The sequence below is a fragment of the Streptomyces varsoviensis genome, assembly GCF_000718635.1.
In the GTDB taxonomy this organism is placed as follows: Bacteria; Actinomycetota; Actinomycetes; order Streptomycetales; family Streptomycetaceae; genus Streptomyces; species Streptomyces varsoviensis.
The window spans coordinates 12,847-34,440 of record NZ_JOBF01000023.1; the positions used below are offsets into that span (position 1 = coordinate 12,847).

Here is a 21,594-nt window from a genome sequence, read left to right on the forward strand (position 1 = left end):
GCATCGGTGGCGGGCGAGTCCCCCGACAGGTCGGAGCAGCGGAAGTCGTCGGGGGAGACCGATCCGGGCGCACGCGACCCGAGGGTCGCGGTGTTCCGGGCGTCGGACTCCGAGTCGGGTTCCGGGGCGGATTCCGGGATGGATTCCGGGACGGGGGCGAAAGCGGGGTCCACGGCTGACGCCGGGCCCGCGGCGGCCCAGGGGCCGGCCGGGGCGGGCGCGGACGAGGAGCACGGCACGGCTCCCGAGGAGCCGGGCGGGGCGCGCCCGGCGGCCGGGCGGGACGACGCGGCTGGAACCGGGCCCGCGTCCGAGGAGGCCGAGGGCGTTACGGGTGCAAAGCCCGCGGCGGCGGACGGTCCGTCGGGCCCGTCCCCGGATGCGGGCGCGTCCTCGGGTACGGGCGCGTTCTCGGGTACGGGCGCGTCCTCGGGCTCGTCGTCCGGCTCGGCCTCGGGCGGTTCCGCCGGGGCGGCATCCGGCGACGAGGCGGGCACAGCGGCTGACGCTGCGCCAGGCCGGGGCGAGGGCGCTCCGCCCCGTGACGCGCGGCTGCGCGCCGCCGTCGCGGCCTGGGTCGCCAGCGCGGGCGCCGAGGGCGAGGACCCCGAGCACCCCGAGCACCCCGAGCGGGCCGAGGGGCAGAAGGAAGAGGCCGGCAAGGGAGCGGCGGGCAAGGAAGAGGAAGGTTCCGCCGCCGACAAGGCCGAGAAGAAGGCCGAGAAGCAGGCTGAGCAGCAGACCGAGGGCTTCGACCGGCCGACGGCCGTGTTCAACACCCTGCGGTCCGACGAACCGGGCCGGCCGGACAAGCCGAAGGGCGACTCAGAAGGCTCTGAAGACCCCGAAGGCCCCAAGGGCGCCAAGGGCTCCGAGGAGACCGCGCCCAAGGACCGGCCGACGGCGACGCTGAGGCGGCCCCTCGACCGTACGACGACCACCCTCAAGACACTGGGCCCCGTGGGCGGCGCCAAGACCGACGCCCCCGAAGGCGGCGCCGGTACCAAAGACAATAAGGACAAGGGCAAGGGGAAGGACCAGGACAGCGCCGCGCCGGCCGCGTCCGGAACCGCGCCCACGCCCGCGGCCGAGTCCGACTCCGAGCGCACGAGCCAGTTCGTACCGCTGAGGTCCGCGGACGCGCCGCCCGTGAAGCCCGCGCAGGCCAAGCCCGTACCGCCCGTGCCCGCGTCCGTACCGCCGCAGCCCGCCGCGGCCCAGGCCGCCCCCGCCCAGCCGCAGGCCGGAGCCGGTCAGGCCGGTGCCGCCCAGGCCGGGGCGGGGCAGACGATGCCGCCGTCCGAGCGGACGACGCAGCAGCCGCTGCCGCCCGGCGAGGCCCCGGGCGGCGGTCAGCAGATGCCGCTGGACCTGCTGGCGCAGCTCACGAACACGCCGCCGCCGCCGGAGACGCCGGTGCGCACCGTGGTGCGGCGGTTCAAGATCTGGACGCCGCTGGTCATCCTGCTGCTCATCGTCTTCTGCGTGGTCCAGGAGGTGCGCCCGCTGCCGGACCCGACGCTGAGCCTCGGGGCGAAGAAGGCGTATACGTTCGGCGGCGAGAAGTTCCAGATGCCGTGGCCCGACCAGGGGCAGGCCGCCGCGAAGGTGGTGGGCGTGGGCGACATCGGCACGTTCGGCCCGCAGAAGCCGGTGCCGACGGCGAGCGTCGCCAAGGCCATGACGGCGCATCTGATCCTCCGGGACCACCCCCTCAAGAAGGGGGCGAAGGGCCCGAAGATCACGATCGACGCGCAGGCGGAGAAGGAGGGCAAGTCCCAGGACGAGTCCGTGGAGCCGGTGAAGCAGGGCGAGCAGTACACCGAGTACCAGATGCTCCAGATGCTGCTGATCCCCTCGGCCAACAACGTCGCCCGGAAGCTGGCCCGCTGGGACGCGCAGTCGGAGGAGGCGTTCGTCAAGAAGATGAACGACGAGGCCAAGCGCCTCGGCATGACGAACACGACGTACACCGACCCGAGCGGTTTCAACTCCTCGACCAAGAGCACCGCGGTCGACCAGACGAAGCTGGCCGAGGAGGCCATGAAGGCCCCGATCTTCCGTGAGATCGTCGGCACGCCCAACGTCCAGAACGACCCCCAGTTGCCGCGCAAGCTCTACAACAACAACCAGTTGCTGATGGACTACGGCACGCTGGGCATCAAGACCGGCTCCAGCTCCCCGGCCGGCGGCGCGCTGATGTGGGCGGCCAAGCGGACGATCGACGGCAAGGAGCGGCTGATCGTCGGGGCCACGATGGACCAGCACGCGCCGGGCAAGCTCCAGAACAGCCTGGACCTCGTGCTGGCCAGGACCAAGCCGATGATCAAGGCGGTGCAGGACGCGCTGACCTCGACCGTCATGGTCAAGAAGGGCGATGTCGTCGGCACCGTTGACGACGGCCTCGGCGGCAAGACGCCCGTCGTGGCGACCAAGGACCTGAAGGGTGTCGGCTGGCCCGGCCTCGACGCCAAGCTCGCGCTGGACAACGGCGGCAAGGCCGTGCCGCACTCGGCGAAGGCCGGGACGGTCGTCGGCGAGCTGACGGTCGGTACGGGCCCCAGCGAGCAGAAGGTGCCGGTGGCCCTCCAGAAGGACCTGGCGGAGCCGTCGTTCGGCGCGAAGCTGACGCGGTTCTCCTGAGCGGACGGTCCGGCCGGGCCCGCGGCTCCGCCGGGCGGGGGCGGGCCGCGCCGGTCGGATCGCGCGGGTCCGGGCACGCGGCGCGGCGGCGGCCCTGCTCCTGGGAGCGGGGCCGCGGTCCTGTACGGTCGCGACGGCTGTACGGTGCCACCCGCCGTACCGCCTACTACCGCTGCGAACCGGGACAGCGTGAAGATGGGGGAGACCTCCGGGGAGACGGGAAGTGCAGCAGTGACCACCGTGGGGCCGAGGCGGCCGGACAGCGCCGGCGATCCGCACGACGACCCGCACGACGACGCGCAGGGCCGGCCGGACCCGGCCGAGCGGCCGGGCAGCGCGGAGCGGCCGGGCAGCGCGGAGCGGCCAGAGCGGCTGGAACGGGCGGACCAGCGACAGCAACCTGACCAGGCGGACCGGTCAGAGCAGCCACGCCAGCCTGACCAGGCGGACCGGTCGGACCAGCCGGACGGCGCCCCGTCGGCCCCGTCCGCGGCCGCGGCGGGTGGCCGCTGGGCCGCCGTGGGGCGGTTCGTGGTACGTCCCGTCCCCGCTTCCCTGATCGCCGCCGGGCTGCTGCACCTGCTGTGGGTGTGGCTCTTCGCGAACAGCGGCGGCGACCTGGCCGCGCAGGACGCGTGGGCGGAGTTCGTCGGGCGGTATCCGGCGTCCGCGTACAACCTCGCCTGGTACGGGGGCATGCACCCCGTCTCGTACAGCGTGATCTCGCCGTACTTGATGCACATGCTCGGCGTGCGCACCACGATCATGATCGCGGGCACGGTCTCGGCCGGGCTGATGGCGCTGCTGCTGGTGCGCAGCCGCGCGGTGCGCCGGCCGCTGTGGCCCGCCCTGTACGGGACGTTCGCGCTGATCTGCAACGCGATCTCGGGCCGGGTCACATACGGGCTCGGCGTGATGTTCGGGCTGGCGGCGGTCGCGGTGATCTTCGCGTGGCCGACGCGGTGGCGCTCCGAGCAGTGGGAGCACAAGTGGGCGCGGGCCGCGCTCGCGGGCCTGCTGGCGGCGCTGGCCACGGCGTCGAGCCCGGTGGCCGGGCTGTACGTCGGGATCGTGGCGGCGGCGCTGTGGCTCGGCAAGCGCCGGCCGGCGGCGTACGCGCTGGGGCTGCCCCCGGTGGCGGTGGTCGCGCTGTCCGCGTGGCTGTTCCCGTTCTCCGGGCAGCAGCCGATGTCGTTCGGGTCGGCGGTCCTGCCGCTGCTGACCGGCGTCTTCGGGTTCGTCTTCGTGCCGAGGCAGTGGCGCACGGTGCGCATGACGTCGGCGCTGTACGTCCTCGGGGTGCTGCTGGTCTGGCTGATCCCCTCGCAGATCGGCACCAACATCTCCCGGCTCGGGATGATCTTCAGCGGGGTGCTGCTGGTCGCGGTGTGGACCGGGACCGAGCGGCCGCCCGCTCGCGAGCTGGTGCGCACGGGCCGGGGCCGCAAGTGGACGGCGATGATCCTGGCGCTGGTGACGGTGACGTCCTGGCAGCTCTCCAACTCGATCAGCGACGCGATCCACACGACGCCCGCCGCGTCCTGGGCGCGTGCGCTGGCGCCGCTGGTGGACCGGTTGCAGAAGGTCGACGCCGCGCGCGGCCGGGTCGAGGTCGTGCCCGCCCGCAGCCACCGGGAGGCGTCCGCGCTCGCCCCGTACGTGAATCTGGCGCGCGGCTGGAACCGGCAGGCGGACCGCAAGCGCAACCCCCTCTTCTACGAGGAGGACATGCTGAACTCGGCCAGCTACCGCGAGTGGCTGCGCCGCTGGGCGGTGCACTACGTGGTGCTGCCGACCGGCGAGCCGGACAACGCGGCCGAGGACGAGGCGAAGCTCGTCGCCGAGGGCCAGCCGTATCTGCGCCAGGTGTGGTCGAACCCCGACTGGAGGCTGTACGAGGTGAAGGAGCCGACGCCGCTCGCCGATCCGCCGGCGGTCGTGCGGCGCGCCGACGCGGGCGAGCTGACGATCACGGTGCGGGCCGCGGGGCCGGTGCGCATCCGCATCCCGTACTCGCCGTGGCTGGGCCTCGTCGACGAGGACGGCAAGGCCGTCGAGCCGCCGGAGGAGGGCAAGGATCACGAGCCGCCCGTCAACGTCAACGGCTGTCTGACGAAACAGGTTCAGATCCCCACGGACAAGCGGGAGCCGAAGGACGCGTGGACGGTGCTGCACGCGCCGCACGCCGGTACGTACCGCATCGCCGCCCCGTACAAGTTCCCGCGCGGGACGATGTGCCCGGAGAACATGCCGCTTCCGTAGCCGGTGGCCCGTAGCCGCCCGGCGCGGCCCGCCCCGGCTCCGGCAGCGGTGGCCGCCCGGCGCGGCCCGCCCCTGCTCGCGCAACCCTGCCCCCGTCGCCCCGTCGCCCCGTCGCCCCCGTCGTCGCCGGGTCATCCGCAGACGCGCGGCGGCCAGGGCGCGCCGCGCACCCGCTCCCGCACCTGGTCGACCTCGCGGAGCAGGGCGTCCAGGTCCTGCCCCGGGTCGCTGAGGAATTTCAGGACCGCCCGCTGGAAGGCGGTGCGCAGCGGCGGCGGCATGGAGTCGGAGGCGTCCAGGCAGCGGGCGCCGGGGGTGTGCAGCGCCGCGGCGGCGCGCCGGGAGACCGCGTCGGGGTAGCGCGCGGAGCGCGGCGGCGCCTTGTCGACGAAGAACGGCGGCAGGGCGCCCTCGGGCGGGTCGGCCGTCCACGCCGTACGGGCCCGGTCGGACGCGAGGTAGCGCATCAGCCGCTCGGCCTGCGCGGTGGCGTGGAACATCGCGGCGAAGTCGGCGGAGACCTCGTGCGCGGTGGAGCGGCGGTCCGCGCCCGGCAGGACCCGGGCGGAGTCGGCGAAGTCCGCCTTCAGGCCGGGCGGGTAGGAGCCGCGGGCGAAGGTGCCCTGGTGCTCCATGGCGCACTGCGGGGAGGGCCCGGCCATGCGGGCCCCCGCGCCGGCGAAGCCGCGGTTCAGCGCGGATTTCGCGGGCCCGGCGCCGAAGATGCCGCCGAACGCCTTCCACGCGCCGGCGACCTCGGGCGAGGTCCACGGCAGCTCGCCGGCCGCCCACTTCTCGTACACGCCCCGGCCGCGCCGCTGGAGCAGGAGGTCCTCGATCCAGTCGGTGCCGGGCCAGCCGGACGCCGCGCCGTCGCCCATGCCCGCGCACCACTGACGGCCGTCGCGGGCGAGGGCGGCCAGTTCGCCGGGCCGGTGGCGCGCGGGGTCGTACCAGACGACGCTCTTGAGGTCGGCCTTCACCGGGAACGCGTAGGTGTGGCCGTCGAACGCCGGGGTCCACAGCGGGTCGAAGGCGTCCCACTGCGCGCGGCCCAGCACGCCGTCGAGGCTTTTCAGGGCCTTCTTGCGGACGGCGTAGTCGGCGACCTCGCCGGCGCTCGGCAGGATCGCGATGTCGGGCGAGGTGCCCGCGCCGACCTCGGAGAGCAGCACCTCGCGCAGGGCCGTGGTGCCCTGGTAGTCGACGTTGATGCCGGTCGCGGCGGTGAAGTCGGCCAGTACCCGCCGGAACGCCTCGCCCTCGGCGCCGGTCCAGGTGGCGAGGACGGTGACGCCGCCCGCGGCGCGGGAGCGCGCGTCGCCCGCGCCGACGGCGCACACGATCAGCAGCCACAGGGCGAGTACGGCGGCGGTGACCGTACGGGGCCGGGGCGCGGCGGTCATCGGGGCTGGAACCGGTACTCGTCGATGCGGGGCTGGAGCCCGGCGAGTACCAGCGCCGCCAGCACCGTGCCGCCCAGCGGGATCAGGCCGACGACGCCCGCGCGCCAGTGGGTGTCCTGCATGGTGTCGCGCACCTCCGGGAGGACTTGAGGGGTCGCGGGGCCCGATGCCCCGGCGGCCAGGAGCGTGCGGGCCGACTCCAGCCGATCCTGGATCTGGCCGGTGAACACCGCCAGCGGCAGCAGGAGGGCCAGGAGCGCCGTCGCGGCGGCGAGGAACGGGTTGACCAGCCGCCGGAAGCGCCTGCGCACGAAGCGCTGGGTGTCCACGAGCAGCCGGCCGAGGGCGGCGAAGAGCGCGCCGGCCACGATCCAGGCCAGCCACAGCACCCAGCCGAAGGACACCTGCCGGTCCAGCACGCCCGACTGCCGCCGCTGGAGCTGGTCGAGGCGGTCGAGGATGCCGCTGTCGCCGCCGGACCGCAGCATGGCGCCCGCGTAGCCGAGGTAGGCGTCGCGCAGCGTCGGATTGCCGCGGTTGACGTACGCCTGCTGGACGAGGTCGGCGTAGGAGGAGACCAGGCCGGTGGCGGTGCGCAGGTTCTGGCGGCCGGAGTCGCCGGCGACGGTGCCCTTGACGGCCTGGGCGAGGTTCTGGTTGGCGGTGGACAGCGCGCTGCGGTAGTCCTCGCCGGGGCCCTCGATGTCGGCGGTGCCGTGGCCGAGGCCCTGCCGGGCGCTGTCGTAGGACTGGGCGAGGGCGTCCCGTACCGAGGCGATCTGCACGATGGCGGGGGCGGTGGCGCCGGTCACGGCGCCGGCGTTGCGGCTGACGCCGTAGTAGGCGGCGAGCAGCGCGGCGAAGGCGAACGCGGTCAGCGCCAGCAGGGCGGTCAGCCGGCGGACGAGGAAGGCGCGGGTGCCGCTCACGCGGGCGGCCCGGCGCGCAGCGGGCTGTTGCACTCCTCGCAGTACGCCGCGTCGCCGGGGTTGACGCGCCCGCACGCGGCGCAGACGAGGTCCGGCGGCGGGTCCGCGGGCCGCTCCTGGGCCGGCTCGTCCTCGCCGCCGGGCGGGCGGCGGCTCTCGTCGTTGATGACGAGGATGGAGCTGAGGTCGATGGCCTGGAAGTCGTCGCGCAGCTCCACGACGCCGGCGGGCGCGTCGACGATCCGTACGAGCCGGGCCAGCCGCGCCAGCACCCGCCCGTCGCCGGTGGTGTGGGCGAGCCCGGCCGCCCGGCCCCACAGCCGCCGGGCCTTCTCGCGGTCGCCCCGGTCGTACGCCGCGCACCCCTCGGCGACCGCGTCGGCCAGCTCGGCCTGGGCGTCGTAGTGCGCGAGGCTGGGGTCGGCGGAGAGGAAGGGCGGCGGGTCCTTCGTCCAGCGGACCAGGACGGAGGCGGGTTCGGGCGCCGGGGGCGCGGCCTCTCCGGTGGGCTCCAGCTCGACGGCGGCGAGCTCCACGTCCTGGTCCACCGGGTCGCCGTCCGGGTCCGCGGTCAGGCACACGTGGTACTCGCGGACCTCGTCGCCCCAGGCGGCGGCGGAGTACGACCAGGTCCGCCCGTCCCCGACCCCGTCTCCGTACCCGCCCTGCCCGGTGAGGTCGGCGCGGGTGGGGTGGACCTGCCGGACGAACCGCAGCTCGCTGCCGGCCCGGTGCCGGACGACGAGCCGCACCTGGGCGAGGGACTTGGCCATCGCGCTGCTCACCAGCGCCCGGAACTCCGCCTCCAGGTCGGAGTCGTCGCGCACCGCGTCGGCCCGGCCGTGCAGCCCGGCGGCGATCCGCCGCAGCTCGGCCTGGTCCCAGTCCTCGCCGATGCCGCGCGCGTCGCAGATGAAGCGGCCGGCGCAGTCGGCCAGCACCTCGTCCAGCCGGCCGGGCGGGTCGTGCTCGTTCTTGCCGTCGGTCAGCAGCAGGGTGTGCCGGATCGGGACGCGGTGCGCGGCGTGCAGCTCGCCCGCGCGCGCCAGCCAGGTGGCCATCGCGGTGCCGCCGGTGGCGTCGAGCCGGTACGCGGCCCGGACCGCCCGCTCCTTGGAGTCGGGCCCGGCGACGGCGAGTTCACCGCCGGAGGGGAACGCGACGCGGGCCTGCTCGGTGCCCTCGACGATGGCGAAGCGGGTGCCGTCGCGGAGCAGGCGGACGGCCGCGGCGGTGGCCCGCCGGGCGGCGGCGATCTTCGTCGGGGGCCAGCTCATGGACGACGAGCAGTCGATGACGATGACCTCGCTGGCCTCGGTGTGCGCCGCCGCCGGGCCCAGCCCCCGGGCGGCGACCGTCACGATGGCGTGCATCTCGCCGCGGCCCGCCGCGGCCGGCAGGTACTTGTTCTGGTGCACCCGCACCGTGATCTCGCTCATCTGGTCCCCGTGTCGTGCGGTCAGGCCCTCGTCAGCGGGCGGATGGAGTTGGCACGGTCCACGAGGGCCCCGTGCTCGTCGGCGGTACGGGCCTGCCGCTGGGCGATGCGCCGCAGCGAGGCTTCGAGCAGGGCGCGCAGCGCCGCCTCCGGGTCCGGGCGGGCCTGCGCCGTCCGGCGGCGGCCGCGCCGGGGGCGCCGGCGGGGGCGCGGCGGCGCGAAGCGCGGGGCGGCGAACAGCGGCGCGGCGAAGCCCCGGGCGGCGGCCCGCACCTCGTCGGCGGAGTGCGTACGGGCCCAGTCCAGCGCGGTCTGGAGCACCTCCGCGTTGAGCCGGTCGCGGGCCTCCCCGGAGGGCTGCCCGTCGTCGAGGTCGAGGCGCGGCAGCCGGCGCACCGCGTCCTGGAAGTCCTCGACGGACGGCAGCCGGTACGGGGCCGGGCCCAGCCGCCCGGCACGGATGCGTACCGCCGCGAGCTGCGCGGCGTCGTAGTGGCGCGAGACCATCGGCACCCCGTCCAGGACCCGCACGGCCGCGTCCCGGTCGCCGGCCGCCAGCCGCAGCCGCGCCAGCCCGAACGCGGCGCTGCCCTGCGACCGGTTGCGCTGCCACACGGCCTGGTAGAACCACTCGGCCGAGGCCAGGTTCCCCAGCCGCTCCGAGCAGTAGCCGAGCGCGAGCTTCGGCGCGTACTCGCCCGGCAGTACCCGGTAGACGCGTCCGAACTGCCGCGCCGCGACCTCCACTTGGCCGCGCGCCAGCAGCAGCAGCGCGCGGTGCCAGCTCAGCCGCCAGTCGTAGGGGGCGTCGCCGGCGCCGATGACGCGGCGCGCCTTCGCCAGCCGCCGGGCCGCCAGGGGCAGCCGGCCGAGCGCCAGGTGCGCCCGGCACTGTCGGAACTGGATCTCGGGGGACTCCGGCTCGTACCGGGAGGCGTCGAGCTGCTCGATGAGGCGGCGCGGCCCCGCGTCCGTCGGGGTGATCAGCAGCGGGGTGCCGGGGTCCTTCGGGTCGGGGAACGGCACGGGCAGACCGGGCACCACCCGGTCGGGGTCCGGCAGCCCGTGTCCGAGCGGCCGCGGCGCGAGGGCGGCGGGGCCGCCGCCGGCGGGCGCGGCGTCGAGCCAGTGCTCCAGCGGCGGGATGCGGCCCAGCGAGGCGTCGAGGAGCGCGGCGGTGGGGGCGAACAGCGTGGACGGCTCGGGGTGCTCCTCCTCCAGCCGCAGCGAACGCGTCTCCCGCAGGATGCCGCGCAACTGCTCCGCCATCTCGCGGGCGGAGGCGAAGCGCTGCCGCGGGTCGGGGGCGGTGGCGCGGGCGATGGCGTGCTCGTAGGAGGTGGCGGCGAGGCCGGGCGGCTGCTGCTCGGGCCGCTCCGCCCGCAGCGAGAGGTCTTTGAGGGTGCGGCCGACGCTGTAGATGTCGGAGCGCGCGCCGAGCCCCGCGAAGCCGTGCCGCTCGACCTCGGGCGGCGCGTAATGGGGGGTGATGACGGGGCGGCCGCCCTCCTTCGGTTCGCCGAGCCGGTACATCGCCCCCAGATCGATGATCTTGATCTTCCCCTCGTGGTGCATCACGTTGCCCGGCTTCATGTCGCAGTACACGAGCCGCTCGCCGTGCAGATACTCCAGGGCGTCCAGGATCAGGCAGCCGTACGTGAGGATGTGCTCGTACAGCCGGGGCCCGTCGTACGGCGGCTCGGCGTGCGCGATGAACTCCTTGATCTGGGCGAGCGTCGTGCCGCCCACGAACTCCATGACGATGTAGCCCGTCACCTGGCGGCTGTTGCGGGCCGGGTGCGTCACGTAGTTGATGATGCGGACGATGTTGGGGTGGTCGAGCGTGCGCAGATGGCGCCGCTCCTCCAGCGCCATCTCCAGCGACGCCCGGTCCTCCGTGTTGATCAGACCCTTGATCGCCACGGGCCGGTCGTCGAGCTTGGTGTCCTCGGCGAGATACACCCAGCCCATCCCGCCGAACGCGATACAGCCCACCACGCGGTACTGGTCGCCCAGCAGATCGCCGGGGCCGAGCTGCGGGGCGAAGTCGAAGGGATGGCGGCAGTTGCGGCAGAACCCCGAGGTCAGCGCGGGCTGCCCGGCGTACGGCGCGCCGACCACGTGGCCGCAGCCCTCGTTCGCGCAGACCTGGCCCCGCGAGGGCGGCCGGGGATCGTCGAGGACGAGGCTGTCGCGGGAGAGCAGATCGACGTACGGCAGCTCCAGCAGCCCCCCGCCCGCCTCCCGCACCGCGAAGAGCCGCGCCGTACGCTGCCGGGCCCGCGCGGCCGTACGGGTGGTCGCCGTCTCGATGAGGTCGGCGGTGGCGCCGCCCCCGGGGCCGGTCCCGGGGACGGCGGGAGGGGACGGCTGCGACGGGGCGAGAGGGGTGTGAGGGACGGTGGGGGGCTGCAGGGGCTGCCGCCCGCAGTCGGAGCAGAACCCGTTGGGCTTGATACGGCCGGGGCAGGGGGGCCGGTCGCAAGGGGGGCCGGCGGGGGAGGGGGCGGCGGGCGTCATGAGGTGCCTTCTCGGGGCGTGTCGGGGGGCTGGGCAGGGGCCTCCGCCTCCGCTTCCGCCTCCGGCGGCCGGCCGTGTTCGCCGTACGCGTCGTACTCGCCGTGCTCGCCGTACGCGTCGTACTCGCCGTACTCGCCGTGCTCGGCGCGGCTGACGGCTCGCGCGAAGGCGTATACGGCCTCCTCGGCGGCGCCCAGGCCGAACGGCCTGGCGTCGAGGGCCTGCCGGGCCGCGCGCCGCAGCCGCACCATGTCCTCCCGCTCGGCGGGCCCCAGCGCCCCCAGCTTCGCGACGGCGGCGCTGAGCAGCCCCTCCAGGTCGCCGCGCGCGAGCTCCAGCTCCGTCGCGGCCCGTACCCGCTCCGCCGCCGCCCGCCGCTCCGCCTCGGCCCGCGCCAGCACGGCGGTCACCGCGCGCTCGAAGGCGGCGAGCTTCGGCAGCACGCGGTAGCTGCGCAGCTCGGGGTCGGCGCGCAGCAGACTCCGGGTGAGGTGCAGATCGCCCGCGTGGCTCCGGGCCTCCTCACCGGCCGACCGCACCCGCTCGACCTGCTCGCCCAACCGCGTCAGCCAGGCGTCCACGCGCTCCGGGTCGGGCCGGAACAGCTCCTCGGCGAGGGCCAGTCCGGGGGCGCGGGGGTCGTGGAAGACGAGCAGTAGTTTCCCGCCGCGGGAGGCGAGGAGGTCGAGGGTGCGCAGCAGCCCGTCCGGGTCCGGCGCCCGGTCGACGCCGACGGCCACGATGGTGAGGGGGACCGTGCCCGTACGGATGAGGTCGGCGGGCGACGCGCCGTCGTGCGTCCTCAGCTCCATGCGGTCCGCGACCAGCCGGGCGAGTTCGGGCGCGGTCCAGTCCTGCGCGACGATGGCCAGGTCCACGCTGCCGACCGGCGGCACGGTGCCCCGCGGATGCCGGGTCACGCGCGGCAGCGAATGCCCCCCGGACAGCTCGCGGCCGGCGAGGGTCACGGCGCGGCGGAGCGTCTCGTACTTCTCCGGCTCCTCGTCGGTGATGACTAGGGACTCGACGTCCTTGAAGAAGCCGTCACCGCCGACGCCGCCGGTGCGGGCGCCGTGGCCGGTGGCGTCGAAGCCGTTTTGTACGGGCGCGTGGTCGCCGTCGCGTACGGGCGCGCGCCCACCGTCCCGTACGGGCGCGTGGCCGCCGTTCCGTACGGGCGCGGCCCCGCCGCCCGGCAGCCCGAGGCTGCCGCGCCGGAGCCAGCGGGTGAGGCGGCGGGCGAGCCGCACGTCCTGCGCGCCGTTGGCCAGTTCGGAGACCAGCCGCCGGTCGATGCTCTGCCTGCCGTGCACCCACTGGGCGACGACGGGGAGGTGGTACAGGATCGTCTCGGTCGGGATCATGTACGAGAGGGAGCGGCGCTGCCCGGTGGGCACGGCGTCCGCCGGATCGTCGTAGCGGCTCACCACCATGCCGATGACGTGCCCGGTGTCGCTCACCTCCACCGCCGCGCCGCTGAACCCGCGCCGGACCGTGTCCGCCGGGGTGTCCGGCGTCATCTGCACCCACTCGGACCGCGGCCCCGCCGGCCCGTCGAGGGTGGCGCGGAAGAGCATGCCGTTCTCGTTCGAGCCGGGGAAGCCGTACATGTTGACGGGCCGCCGCCAGGTCGGCGGCAGCCGGTGCAGGGAGGTGGCGTACTCGGGCGGCTGCGGGACGTCGAGCTTCAGCAGCGCCACATCGGCGCAGAGATCGGCCTGTTGCGGCTTCCAGCCGTCCTCGGCCACCCGGGCGGACACCGGCCGCGCGTCGCGCGCCGCCGCCAGTTCGACGGCCACCTCGGCGCTCGGGTCCGGCCGCCCGTGCTGGTCGGCGATGACGTGCGCGCAGGTCAGCACGGTGTCGGTGTCCAGCAGAATCCCCGCGCCCAGGACGGCGCCGGATCTTCGACCACGGATGCGTACCCGCCAAAGACCGCTGTGCGGAAGGAGGTTGGCGGGGTGTCCCAAGTCCGCCCCCATGTGACGACAGCATACGCGCGCCGGTGCCCCACAGGCGCGGTCCGACTCGTGGGGAGCTTGACGGGGCGTCGGGACGCGGGGGCGGCGGGGGCGTCGCGCGGGCCAGCGGGCCTCAGGCGTGCGGGCCGAGGACGACCCCTCGCCCGGCGTAGAAGCGGCCGAGCGCGTCCCATGGGACGCGGGCGAACTCCTGCGAAGCGCCCGGGAATCCGGACGGATTGTGGATGAGCAGATGGCCGTCGTCCGCCCCCACCGCGAGCACCAGATGCCCGCCGCGCGTCGCCGGCGGCGCGCCGCCCGGCGTCCGGATGGAGGGGTGCACGGAGAGCATGGCGAGCCGCCCCGCCGCCAGCTCGGCGCGGACCTCCGCCGCGGTCAGCTCCGGGCGCGACTCGGCGAACAGCCCCCAGCGCCGCCGGGCGTAGGCGGCGAACGGCGCGTAGATCAGCCCGTCCACCCGGTCCGCGTGCCGCACGTACGCACCGGCCTCCCGGCACTCCTCGGCGAGCACGACGGACGGCGGCGCACCGCCGCGCCAGTGGTCGAGCGCCATCCGCAGACACGCCATCCCGCACATCCGCCAGGACCAGAACCCGTACTCCTCGGCGGTGACCGCCCCGGACTTCTGCCACAGCGGGTCCTCCGCGGCCCGCATGTCGCCCGCGATGATCGCCGGTACGAGACCGGGGGACTCCCACTGGGCGTAGTAGGGGACGGGGTGACGTATGGCGCGGGGCGCCTCGACGGCTGTCATGCCCCCAGTCTCGCCGACGCCGGCCCGGGCCGACGGGCGCCGGACACGACGGCCCGGCCGCCGAGCCGGTGTGCGGGGCCGGCCCGTTCCCACGGCGAACAGCCCGCGCTTCCGGCGCGGACGCCGGGGGGCTCGCGTTCTCGTGGTGGATGGCCGGGGTGTTCCCATGGTGAACATCTCGCGCTTCCGCTGCGGACGCCGGGGCGGCTCGCGTTCTCGTGGCGGGCGGCCGGGGTGTTCCCACGGTGAACAGCCCGCGCTCGCGCGGCGGACAACGGCGGCGGCTCGCGTCGCGCTCCCGGCGCGGGTGACGCGTGCGTGTGGGCTCGCAGTGGTGCGCCGGGCACCGGGCTCGGTCTCCCGCCGTAAAAAAGTGGTCGTCACACGTTCCGCGATCGGCCAGAATGTAGTGCTCTGCCGGACTTCGACGCGCGTGCCGCCGGCCCGGGCGGCCACTTCGGCCTGCCCCGCCGACAGCCGCGCGCAGCGCAGGTGGCGGCGCCCGGTGCCGTGGGTCGGCGCGGGGGTTCGGGGCTGTCCCCGGGAGCGTGGCGCATCCACGAGAGGCCCTTCGCTGAGCACGCACCAGAGCACGGACGACACGATCCACTGGACCGACCGGGACGAGACGCGGCGCGCGGCCCGCTGGCGTTCCGAGAGCGCCGCGCCGCCGCCCGCCCGGATACGGCTCGCGGACGACCGTATGACGGCCGACGAGGCGTACCGGCTCGCCTGCGAGGGCACCGCGCTCCTGTGGCACGGCGACTTCCAGGGCGCCCGGCAACTGCTGTCCGCGATGGCCCGGCGCGTCGACCGCGGCCCGCGCCGCAGGCGCTCGGCGCGCCCGCCCGCCGCCACCCCCGCCGAGGCGTTCCACCGGCACCGCCAGGCACAGCAGCGGCGCGCCCGCGTCCTCGGCATGCTGCTCGTGCCGATCGACGCCGACCACACGATCGCGCTGCGGCGCGCGCCGGACGTACGGGAGGCGTGCGCGCAGGCGTACGGCCCGCCGGACGGGCCCAGCGTCGCGTCGCTGCGGGAGGTGCTGGGGCTGATCGGCGCGTACGAGTGGCGGCGCGGCGGCGTCCCCGTACCGGCGCTGGGCGGCGACCGCGTGCATCCGCACTACGGGGTGTTCTCGCCGGTCAGGGGCGAGTACGTGGACCTGGTCGCCGACGCCGCGCTGCCCGGGGACACCGCCCTCGCGTACGACATCGGCACGGGTACGGGCGTGCTCGCCGCGCTGCTGGCCCGGCGGGGCGTACGGCGCGTGGTGGCCACCGACCTCGATCCGCGGGCGCTGGCCTGCGCGCGCGAGAACGCCGAGCGGCTGCGGGTCGCCGACCGCGTCGAGGTCATACGCGCCGACCTGTTCCCGCCGGGCCCGGCCCAACTGATCGTCTGCAACCCGCCCTGGGTCCCGGCCCGCCCCACCTCGCCCGTGGAGCACGCCGTCTACGACCCGGACAGCCGCATGCTCCGGGGCTTCCTCGACGGCCTCGCCGCCCACCTCTCGCCCGGCGGCGAAGGCTGGCTCATCCTCTCCGACCTGGCCGAACACCTCGGCCTGCGCACCCGCGCGGAACTGCTGGCCGCCATCGAGGGCGCGGGCCTGCGCGTGGTCGACCGTACGGGCGTGAAGCCCCGCCACCACCGCGCCACGGACCCCGACGACCCCCTCCACGAGGCGCGCGCGGCGGAGGTCACGTCCTTGTGGCGCCTGGCGGCCCGGGAGAGCTGACACCGGGCCCGGCCCCCGGCCCCGGCAGGCAGGCGGAGGGCCCGGGGCCCGGCCCGTAAGAAGCCCCGACAGGCTTCGAGCCCGGCCAGTGACGCCCAGCCCGGCTCAGAAGCCCGGGTCGTACGGCTCGTCGAAGTCCGGTTCGTCGGCGTCGGTGGGCCAGCCCGGCTCGACGGGCTGGTCGCGGCGGGCGGCTGGGACCGCCCCCGCGGCCGGGACGGCGGGCCGGGCGGCCGCGGCGGGGGGAGCGTCGCCGGCGGGCACCGCGGCGGCGCCGGGCTCCGCGGGGGCGCCGGGCTCCGCGGGAGCCGTCTCGGGCGGCTCCGCCCCGCCCGCCCTCTCGGCCAGCAGGTCCAGGATCTGCTGCCCGTACTTGGCGAGCTTGTTCTCGCCGACGCCGTTGACCGAGCCGAGCGCGGCCAGCGAGGCCGGGGCGGCGGTGGCGATCTCGCGGAGCGTGGCGTCGTGGAAGATCACATACGCGGGGACGCCCTGTTCCTTGGCGGTGGCGCCGCGCCAGGCGCGCAGGGCCTCGAAGACCGGGACGGCGGCCTCCGGCAGGTCGACGGGGGCGCGCTTGGCGGAGGCCGCGCCCTTGGCGGCCTTGGCGGCCTTGCCGGGCTTGGCTGCGGGCTTGGGCTCGCGCCGCAGCATCACCTGACGCCGGCCGCCGAGGACCTCGGAGCTGTCGGGGGTGAGCACGAGGGTGCCGTAGTCGCCCTCGACGGTGAGCAGGCCCTGCGCCAGCAACTGGCGCACCACGCCGTGCCACTCGGGCCCGCTCAGCTCGGAGCCGATGCCGAAGACGGACAGCGCGTCATGGTCGTGCTGGATGACCTTGGCGGTCTTCTTGCCGGTCAGGATGTCCACGATGTGGCCGGCGCCGAATTTCTGGCGGCGCTCGCGGTCCAGCCGGACGACCGCGGAGAGCACCTTCTGGGCGGGCACGGTCCCGTCCCAGGACTCGGGCGGCGACAGACACGTGTCGCAGTTGCCGCACGCGGTGCTCTGCTGCCCGAAGTAGGCCAGGAGCTGGACCCGGCGGCACTCGACCGTCTCGCAGAGCGCGAGCATGGCGTCGAGGTGGGCGGCGAGCCGGCGGCGGTGGGCCTGGTCGCCCTCGGAGGTGTCGATCATCCGGCGCTGCTGCACGACGTCCTGGAGCCCGTAGGCGAGCCAGGCGGTGGAGGGCAGGCCGTCGCGCCCGGCGCGGCCGGTCTCCTGGTAGTAGCCCTCGACGGACTTGGGCAGGTCGAGGTGGGCGACGAAGCGGACGTCCGGCTTGTCGATGCCCATGCCGAAGGCGATCGTGGCGACCATGACCACGCCGTCCTCGCGCAGGAAGCGGGACTGGTGCTCGGCGCGCACCCGGGCGTCGAGCCCCGCGTGGTACGGCAGGGCCTGGATGCCCTCCTCGACGAGGAAGGCGGCGGTCTTCTCCACGGAGGACCGCGACAGGCAGTAGACGATGCCGGCCTCGCCGGGGTGCTCGGTGCGCAGGAGGTCGAGCAACTGGCGCTTGGGGGCGTTCTTCGGCGCGACGCGGTACTGGATGTTGGGGCGGTCGAAGCTGGCCACGAAGTGCCGCGCGCCGTCCAGCTTCAGCCGGGCGGCGATCTCGCGGTGGGTGGCCTCGGTCGCCGTGGCGGTCAGCGCGATGCGCGGCACCTCGGGCCAGCGCTCGTGCAGCGCGGACAGGGCCAGGTAGTCGGGCCGGAAGTCGTGGCCCCACTGGGCGACGCAGTGCGCCTCGTCGATGGCGAAGAGCGAGATCGTGCCCCGGTCGAGGAGCCGCAGCGTCGACTCGACGCGCAGCCGCTCGGGCGCGAGGTAGAGCAGATCGATCTCCCCGGCCAGGAACTCGGCCTCGACCAGCCGCCGCTCGTCGAGGTCCTGCGTGGAGTTCAGGAACCCGGCCCGCACGCCGAGCGCGCGCAACGCGTCGACCTGGTCCTGCATGAGCGCGATGAGGGGCGAGACGACGACGCCGACGCCCTTCCGTACGAGCGCGGGGATCTGGTAGCAGAGCGACTTCCCGCCGCCGGTCGGCATGAGCACGAGGGCGTCGCCGCCGCCCGCGACATGTTCGATGATCTCCTGCTGACTGCCCCGGAACGAGTCGTAGCCGAAGACGCGGTGCAGCACCCGCAGGGCTTCGCCGTCCTCGGGCGGGTGGGGGGCGTCGGTGCCGATTTCCAGGGCCGTCATGCAGGCCATCGTAGGAGAGACCGCTGACACTCAGGTGGCCGAACGGGATGCCGGGACGGGCCCGCCCGCCGCCACCGGCGTTTTGGGCTCTGATGCTGGAAAATAGAGGAAAATAGAGGGATAGGCGCGGGATAGGCACGGGATAGACGCTAAAAGCACGGCTACGCGATGTTATGTCTGGAAGGTGTGTGCGATGGAGTGGACGACGTGGACCACGACGGGCGTCATCGCGGGACCTGGCGGCGTCTCGACGGACGAGGCGGGCACGCTGACCGGGGACATCACGGTGCACACGACCTGGCGCGACGGGGTGGCCTATCTGGCGGTGCAGCACAGCACGGCGCTGGACTGGTACACCATGACCGGCAGCCCCGCGTCCGTACCCGATGAGAAGGCCAGCCGCGCGCTGCACCAGGCGGCGGTGGAGGCGGTACGGGAAGGGGGCGGCGCGGTGGCACCGACACTCGACGGCGGCGCGGAGGAAGCGGAGCCGCCGGCCCCGGGCCCGGGCCCGGGGCCGGAATCGGAAAAGGATTCGAAGAGGAGCCGCGGCGCGGGCACGGCGCAGTGGGCTTGATCGTTGACCGTCCGGAGGCCCGGCGCGGACACAGCTCGGCTCGTGCGCCGAGCCGAACCGAACCGACCGAGCCGAGCCGACCGCACCGGCCGAGACGGCCGGGCCGAGCCGAACAGAAGGGACGGGGCATGCCCATGCCACCCACCGAGGACGTGCGCGTACGCCCCGCGACGGCCGACGACCTGCCCGCCGCCGTACGGACGCTGACCAGCGCGTTCGCCGACTACCCCTTTACCCGCCACGTGGTCGCGGCCGACGACCACGAGAGTCGGCTGGGCCGCTTCCAGGAACTCTTCCTCTCCCGCATCGGCCTCGCGTACGGGCGCGTGTGGGTCGCCGACGAGGGCCGCGCCGTCGCCGCCTGGACCACCCCGGACCAGGACCCGAGCCCAGGCTTCGCGGAGATCGGCCCGCTCATCGGCGAGCTGGCGGGAGACCGCGCCGCCGCCTTCGAGGCGGTCGAGGCCGTACTGGCGCCGCACCGCCCCAGCGAGCCCGTGTGGTTCCTCGCCACCGTGGGCGTCGACCCCCGCTCCCAGCGCCGCGGCCTCGGCAGCGCCGTCCTCCGCCCCGGCCTGCGAGCCGCTGCCGACGCCGGCCGCCCCGCCTTCCTGGAGACCTCCAGCGAGCAGAACGTCCGCTTCTACGAACGCCTCGGCTTCGCCGTCACCGCCGACGTACGCCTCCCCGACGGAGGCCCCCGCACCTGGTGCATGCTCCGCGAGGCGCCGGACCGGGAGCGTTAGGCCGTACCCGCTGCCCCTGGCGCTCCTGGCGGCGGCGAGCTGATGTCGTGGCGGCTCATCCGGGTTCAGCGGGCCGGTTCGTCCTCGGCGACCTCGATGCCGTACTCCTGGACCAGCTCCTCCAGGCCGCCCTTGTACCCCTTCCCGCCGATGACGAAGTCCCAGTCGCCACCGGCGCGGCGCCGGAAGGAGCCCAGGACCAGGGCGGTTTCGCCGGGGCGGCCGTCGGAGACCTCCAGTTGGTCCAGCGGGGCCCCGGCGGGGTCCAGCAGCCGGATGCCGGCCGCGGTGAAGCCGGACAGGTCGGCCGCGGGGTTGGCCACGGGGTCGACCGCGGCGACGATGACGAGGCGGTCCGCCCGCGCGGGCAGCGCGTCGAAGGCGACGCGGACGGCGGCCTTGTCCGGGGCGACGGGCGTCAGCGCGCGGACCGTGCCGTCGGGCGTGCGGGGGTTGTTGAAGAAGACGAAGTGGTCGTCGTCCAGGACGCGGTCACCGCGGCAGACCAGCGCGCAGACGTCCAGGGCGACAGCGCCGGACCAGAACATGCCCAGGATGTTGTGTTCGTCCTCGCCCGCCTCGCCGCGGCGGTCAGAACCGTTCTCATCCGGGCTGTTCCCGTCCGGGCCGTTCTCGCCCTGGCCGTGCTCGGCTTCGGGTACGGGCCGCTGCCCCGGCACCGCGCGCCCGCCGGGGCCCAGCCGTCCGCGCAGCCCGTGGCGGTGCAGCAGGTCGACCAATTCGGCGCCGGACACCAATTCCAGCGGCTTTCCATTGGCGAAGGTATGCGAGCCTGGCCCGAAACCGGACGTGGTGACCAGCACGCCTTTGTTGGCGCCGGCGTCCTGGACGGTGCCGTACAGATCGCGGACGGCGGTCGGGGGCACGGTATTGCGGTAGCGCTTGACCTGGACGACGATTTTCCCGCCGCGAATCGGGGCCGGGTCCAGCGCGTCGACGTCGACACCGCCGTCATTGGAGCGCCGCGTCGTCACGGCCCGCATTCCCATGGCGCGGAACAGTTCCGCGACCAGCGACTCGAAGGCGATGGGGTCCATCTCGTACAGATCCGGTTCCCCGTCTCCGCCGTGGGTGACGACACCGGCGCCGATGTCCTCGGGCAGCCGGCCGGGCCGTACGCCCGCACCCTGGTCGGGGCGGGCCGAGAGCTGCCCGCGGAGCCCGTCCACCAGGCAGTCGACGGGCTGTACCTGCGCGAGCCGCAGGTCGGCGAAGGTCGCGCGGGACACCATGACCGTGGCGAGGAAGATCCGGGCCTGCCGGCCGGTGGCCGGGTCGTGGTCGTCCACGAAGCCGTTCAGCGCGACCGATTCCAGCGCGCCGAACCCCTCCGCCTCGTCCGCCGCGAAAAGGTCGTGCAACACCAGCAGCATGCATTGCGCGAGCACGTCCCGGTACAGCGCCCGCCGCTGGATGACGGGCCGGGCCACTTCCTTCTCCTGGTCGGCGTTGATCATGTAGCGCACCGACTTCGCCGCCGGCACGACGTCGAACGCGGGCAGCTCCCAATTGAGCACCAATTGGCGCGCGTTCGAGTCGTACGCGGCGGATACCTGGCGCGGCAATTCCTCCGGCCAGCCCGTCGAGGCGTACAGAGCGGCGGAGAAATACTCCACCGCGGCCTCGGCGTCGCCATCGCGAAGGGCGACCATCATCTCGGCGACATCGGCGTTGTGCCGGCGGACCTCCTCCGCCTGGGCGCGGGCACGCACCTCGTACTGCTCCCGATAGACCGCCAACTGCTCCTGCCGCCGGGCCTCCGCGTCCCGCGCGGCCCGCAGGTCCAGCTCGTACCGGGCGCGCGCCTCCGCCTCGGCCTGGGCGCGCCGGGCGGCGGTCCATCCGCCGGCCGCCGGGTAGTGGGCGGGGTCCGGCAGCGGAACGGGGTGGGCGAGCGGCCCGGGGGAGAAGTCCTCGACCCGCTCGGACCGGGTCAGCGAACGCGAACTGAACGCCGGAGCCAGGCAGCCCGCGGCCAGCAGCCCCTGCAACTGGGCGACCCGCGCCTCCAGTTCCTCGGTCCGCCGCCAGGCTTCGGCCTCGCGCTGCTGCCGATAGGCCGCCCGCTGCTCGCGGTAGCCACGCGCCAGCTCCCGCTCATGGGCGCGCCGCGACCGCTCCTGCTCCCGCTCGAACCGGGCCTGCGCCTCCACCCGCCGCTGCTGCTGGCGCTGCGCCTCAGCCCATATCCCGACCAACCCACTGGACCGTCGACTCATGCTCTACAGGCCCTCCCCTAGTGCCCCTCCCGGCAAGCGTTGCCCCCGGCGGCAGACGTTGCCTCGTCGCGGCAATTATCGCCGGTCACGGCACCAACCCCAAGTCTCCGCCCACCGCCCCCGCCGCCACAACCGGCGGTAGCGCACC

The 21,594-nt window shown here is 74.9% G+C and carries 13 protein-coding genes; 5 read left to right on the forward strand and 8 right to left on the reverse strand.

The window, feature by feature from the left end; genetic code table 11:
• Window positions 1-6: 6 nt before the first annotated feature.
• Window positions 7-2,643 carry a hypothetical protein gene (locus tag IF55_RS27925; RefSeq protein ID WP_030892890.1) on the forward strand — a complete coding sequence of 879 codons (2,637 nt, stop codon included), beginning with the start codon at window positions 7-9 and terminating at the stop codon, window positions 2,641-2,643.
• A 231-nt stretch (window positions 2,644-2,874) separates the two neighbouring features.
• Window positions 2,875-4,905 carry an MFS transporter gene (locus IF55_RS27930; protein ID WP_398245660.1) on the forward strand — a complete coding sequence of 677 codons (2,031 nt, stop codon included), beginning with the start codon at window positions 2,875-2,877 and terminating at the stop codon, window positions 4,903-4,905.
• A gap of 131 nt (window positions 4,906-5,036) precedes the next feature.
• On the opposite strand, the gene IF55_RS27935 is transcribed toward IF55_RS27930, so the two are convergent.
• The 6 genes from IF55_RS27935 to IF55_RS27960 all read right to left on the reverse strand — a co-directional run bounded on the left by IF55_RS27935 (window position 5,037) and on the right by IF55_RS27960 (window position 13,934).
• Complete coding sequence (locus tag IF55_RS27935; protein ID WP_037967509.1) at window positions 5,037-6,311, reverse strand: ABC transporter substrate-binding protein; 1,275 nt, start codon at window positions 6,309-6,311, stop codon at window positions 5,037-5,039.
• Window positions 6,308-7,273: a hypothetical protein gene (locus IF55_RS40860; protein ID WP_245661463.1), complete on the reverse strand. Its 966-nt coding sequence runs from the start codon at window positions 7,271-7,273 to the stop codon at window positions 6,308-6,310. The genes IF55_RS27935 and IF55_RS40860 overlap by 4 nt, the downstream gene beginning before the upstream one ends.
• Entirely contained in the window at window positions 7,237-8,679 is a 1,443-nt protein-coding gene (locus IF55_RS27945) for a VWA domain-containing protein (protein ID WP_037967508.1), read from the reverse strand. Before IF55_RS27945 ends, IF55_RS40860 begins: the two co-directional genes overlap by 37 nt.
• Before the next feature lie 20 nt (window positions 8,680-8,699).
• The gene (locus tag IF55_RS27950; RefSeq protein ID WP_048832598.1) at window positions 8,700-11,198 is read right to left on the reverse strand and encodes a serine/threonine-protein kinase; all 2,499 of its coding nucleotides are present in this window, start codon (window positions 11,196-11,198) and stop codon (window positions 8,700-8,702) included.
• Window positions 11,195-13,180 carry a S1 family peptidase gene (locus tag IF55_RS40865; protein ID WP_245661465.1) on the reverse strand — a complete coding sequence of 662 codons (1,986 nt, stop codon included), beginning with the start codon at window positions 13,178-13,180 and terminating at the stop codon, window positions 11,195-11,197. Before IF55_RS40865 ends, IF55_RS27950 begins: the two co-directional genes overlap by 4 nt.
• Before the next feature lie 112 nt (window positions 13,181-13,292).
• Window positions 13,293-13,934, reverse strand: a complete 642-nt coding sequence (locus IF55_RS27960; RefSeq protein ID WP_030891386.1) for a C39 family peptidase — start codon at window positions 13,932-13,934, stop codon at window positions 13,293-13,295.
• Window positions 13,935-14,637: 703 nt separating this feature from the next.
• Here IF55_RS27960 and IF55_RS27965 point away from each other — a divergent pair.
• A complete protein-coding gene (locus IF55_RS27965) occupies window positions 14,638-15,675 on the forward strand; it encodes a methyltransferase (RefSeq protein ID WP_245661466.1) in 1,038 nt (345 codons plus the stop codon).
• 105 nt (window positions 15,676-15,780) lie between these two features.
• On the opposite strand, the gene recQ is transcribed toward IF55_RS27965, so the two are convergent.
• A complete protein-coding gene (gene recQ, locus IF55_RS27970; protein WP_078645339.1) occupies window positions 15,781-17,883 on the reverse strand; it encodes a DNA helicase RecQ in 2,103 nt (700 codons plus the stop codon).
• Window positions 17,884-18,076: 193 nt separating this feature from the next.
• Here recQ and IF55_RS27975 point away from each other — a divergent pair, with 193 nt between their 5' ends.
• Window positions 18,077-18,460 (forward strand): hypothetical protein, encoded by a 384-nt coding sequence (locus IF55_RS27975; protein WP_063764053.1) that lies wholly within the window; start codon window positions 18,077-18,079, stop codon window positions 18,458-18,460.
• A 128-nt stretch (window positions 18,461-18,588) separates the two neighbouring features.
• Complete coding sequence (locus tag IF55_RS27980; RefSeq protein WP_030891375.1) at window positions 18,589-19,206, forward strand: GNAT family N-acetyltransferase; 618 nt, start codon at window positions 18,589-18,591, stop codon at window positions 19,204-19,206.
• Between the two features lie 65 nt (window positions 19,207-19,271).
• On the opposite strand, the gene IF55_RS27985 is transcribed toward IF55_RS27980, so the two are convergent.
• The gene (locus tag IF55_RS27985) at window positions 19,272-21,446 is read right to left on the reverse strand and encodes a restriction endonuclease (RefSeq protein ID WP_030891372.1); all 2,175 of its coding nucleotides are present in this window, start codon (window positions 21,444-21,446) and stop codon (window positions 19,272-19,274) included.
• Window positions 21,447-21,594: the final 148 nt, after the last annotated feature.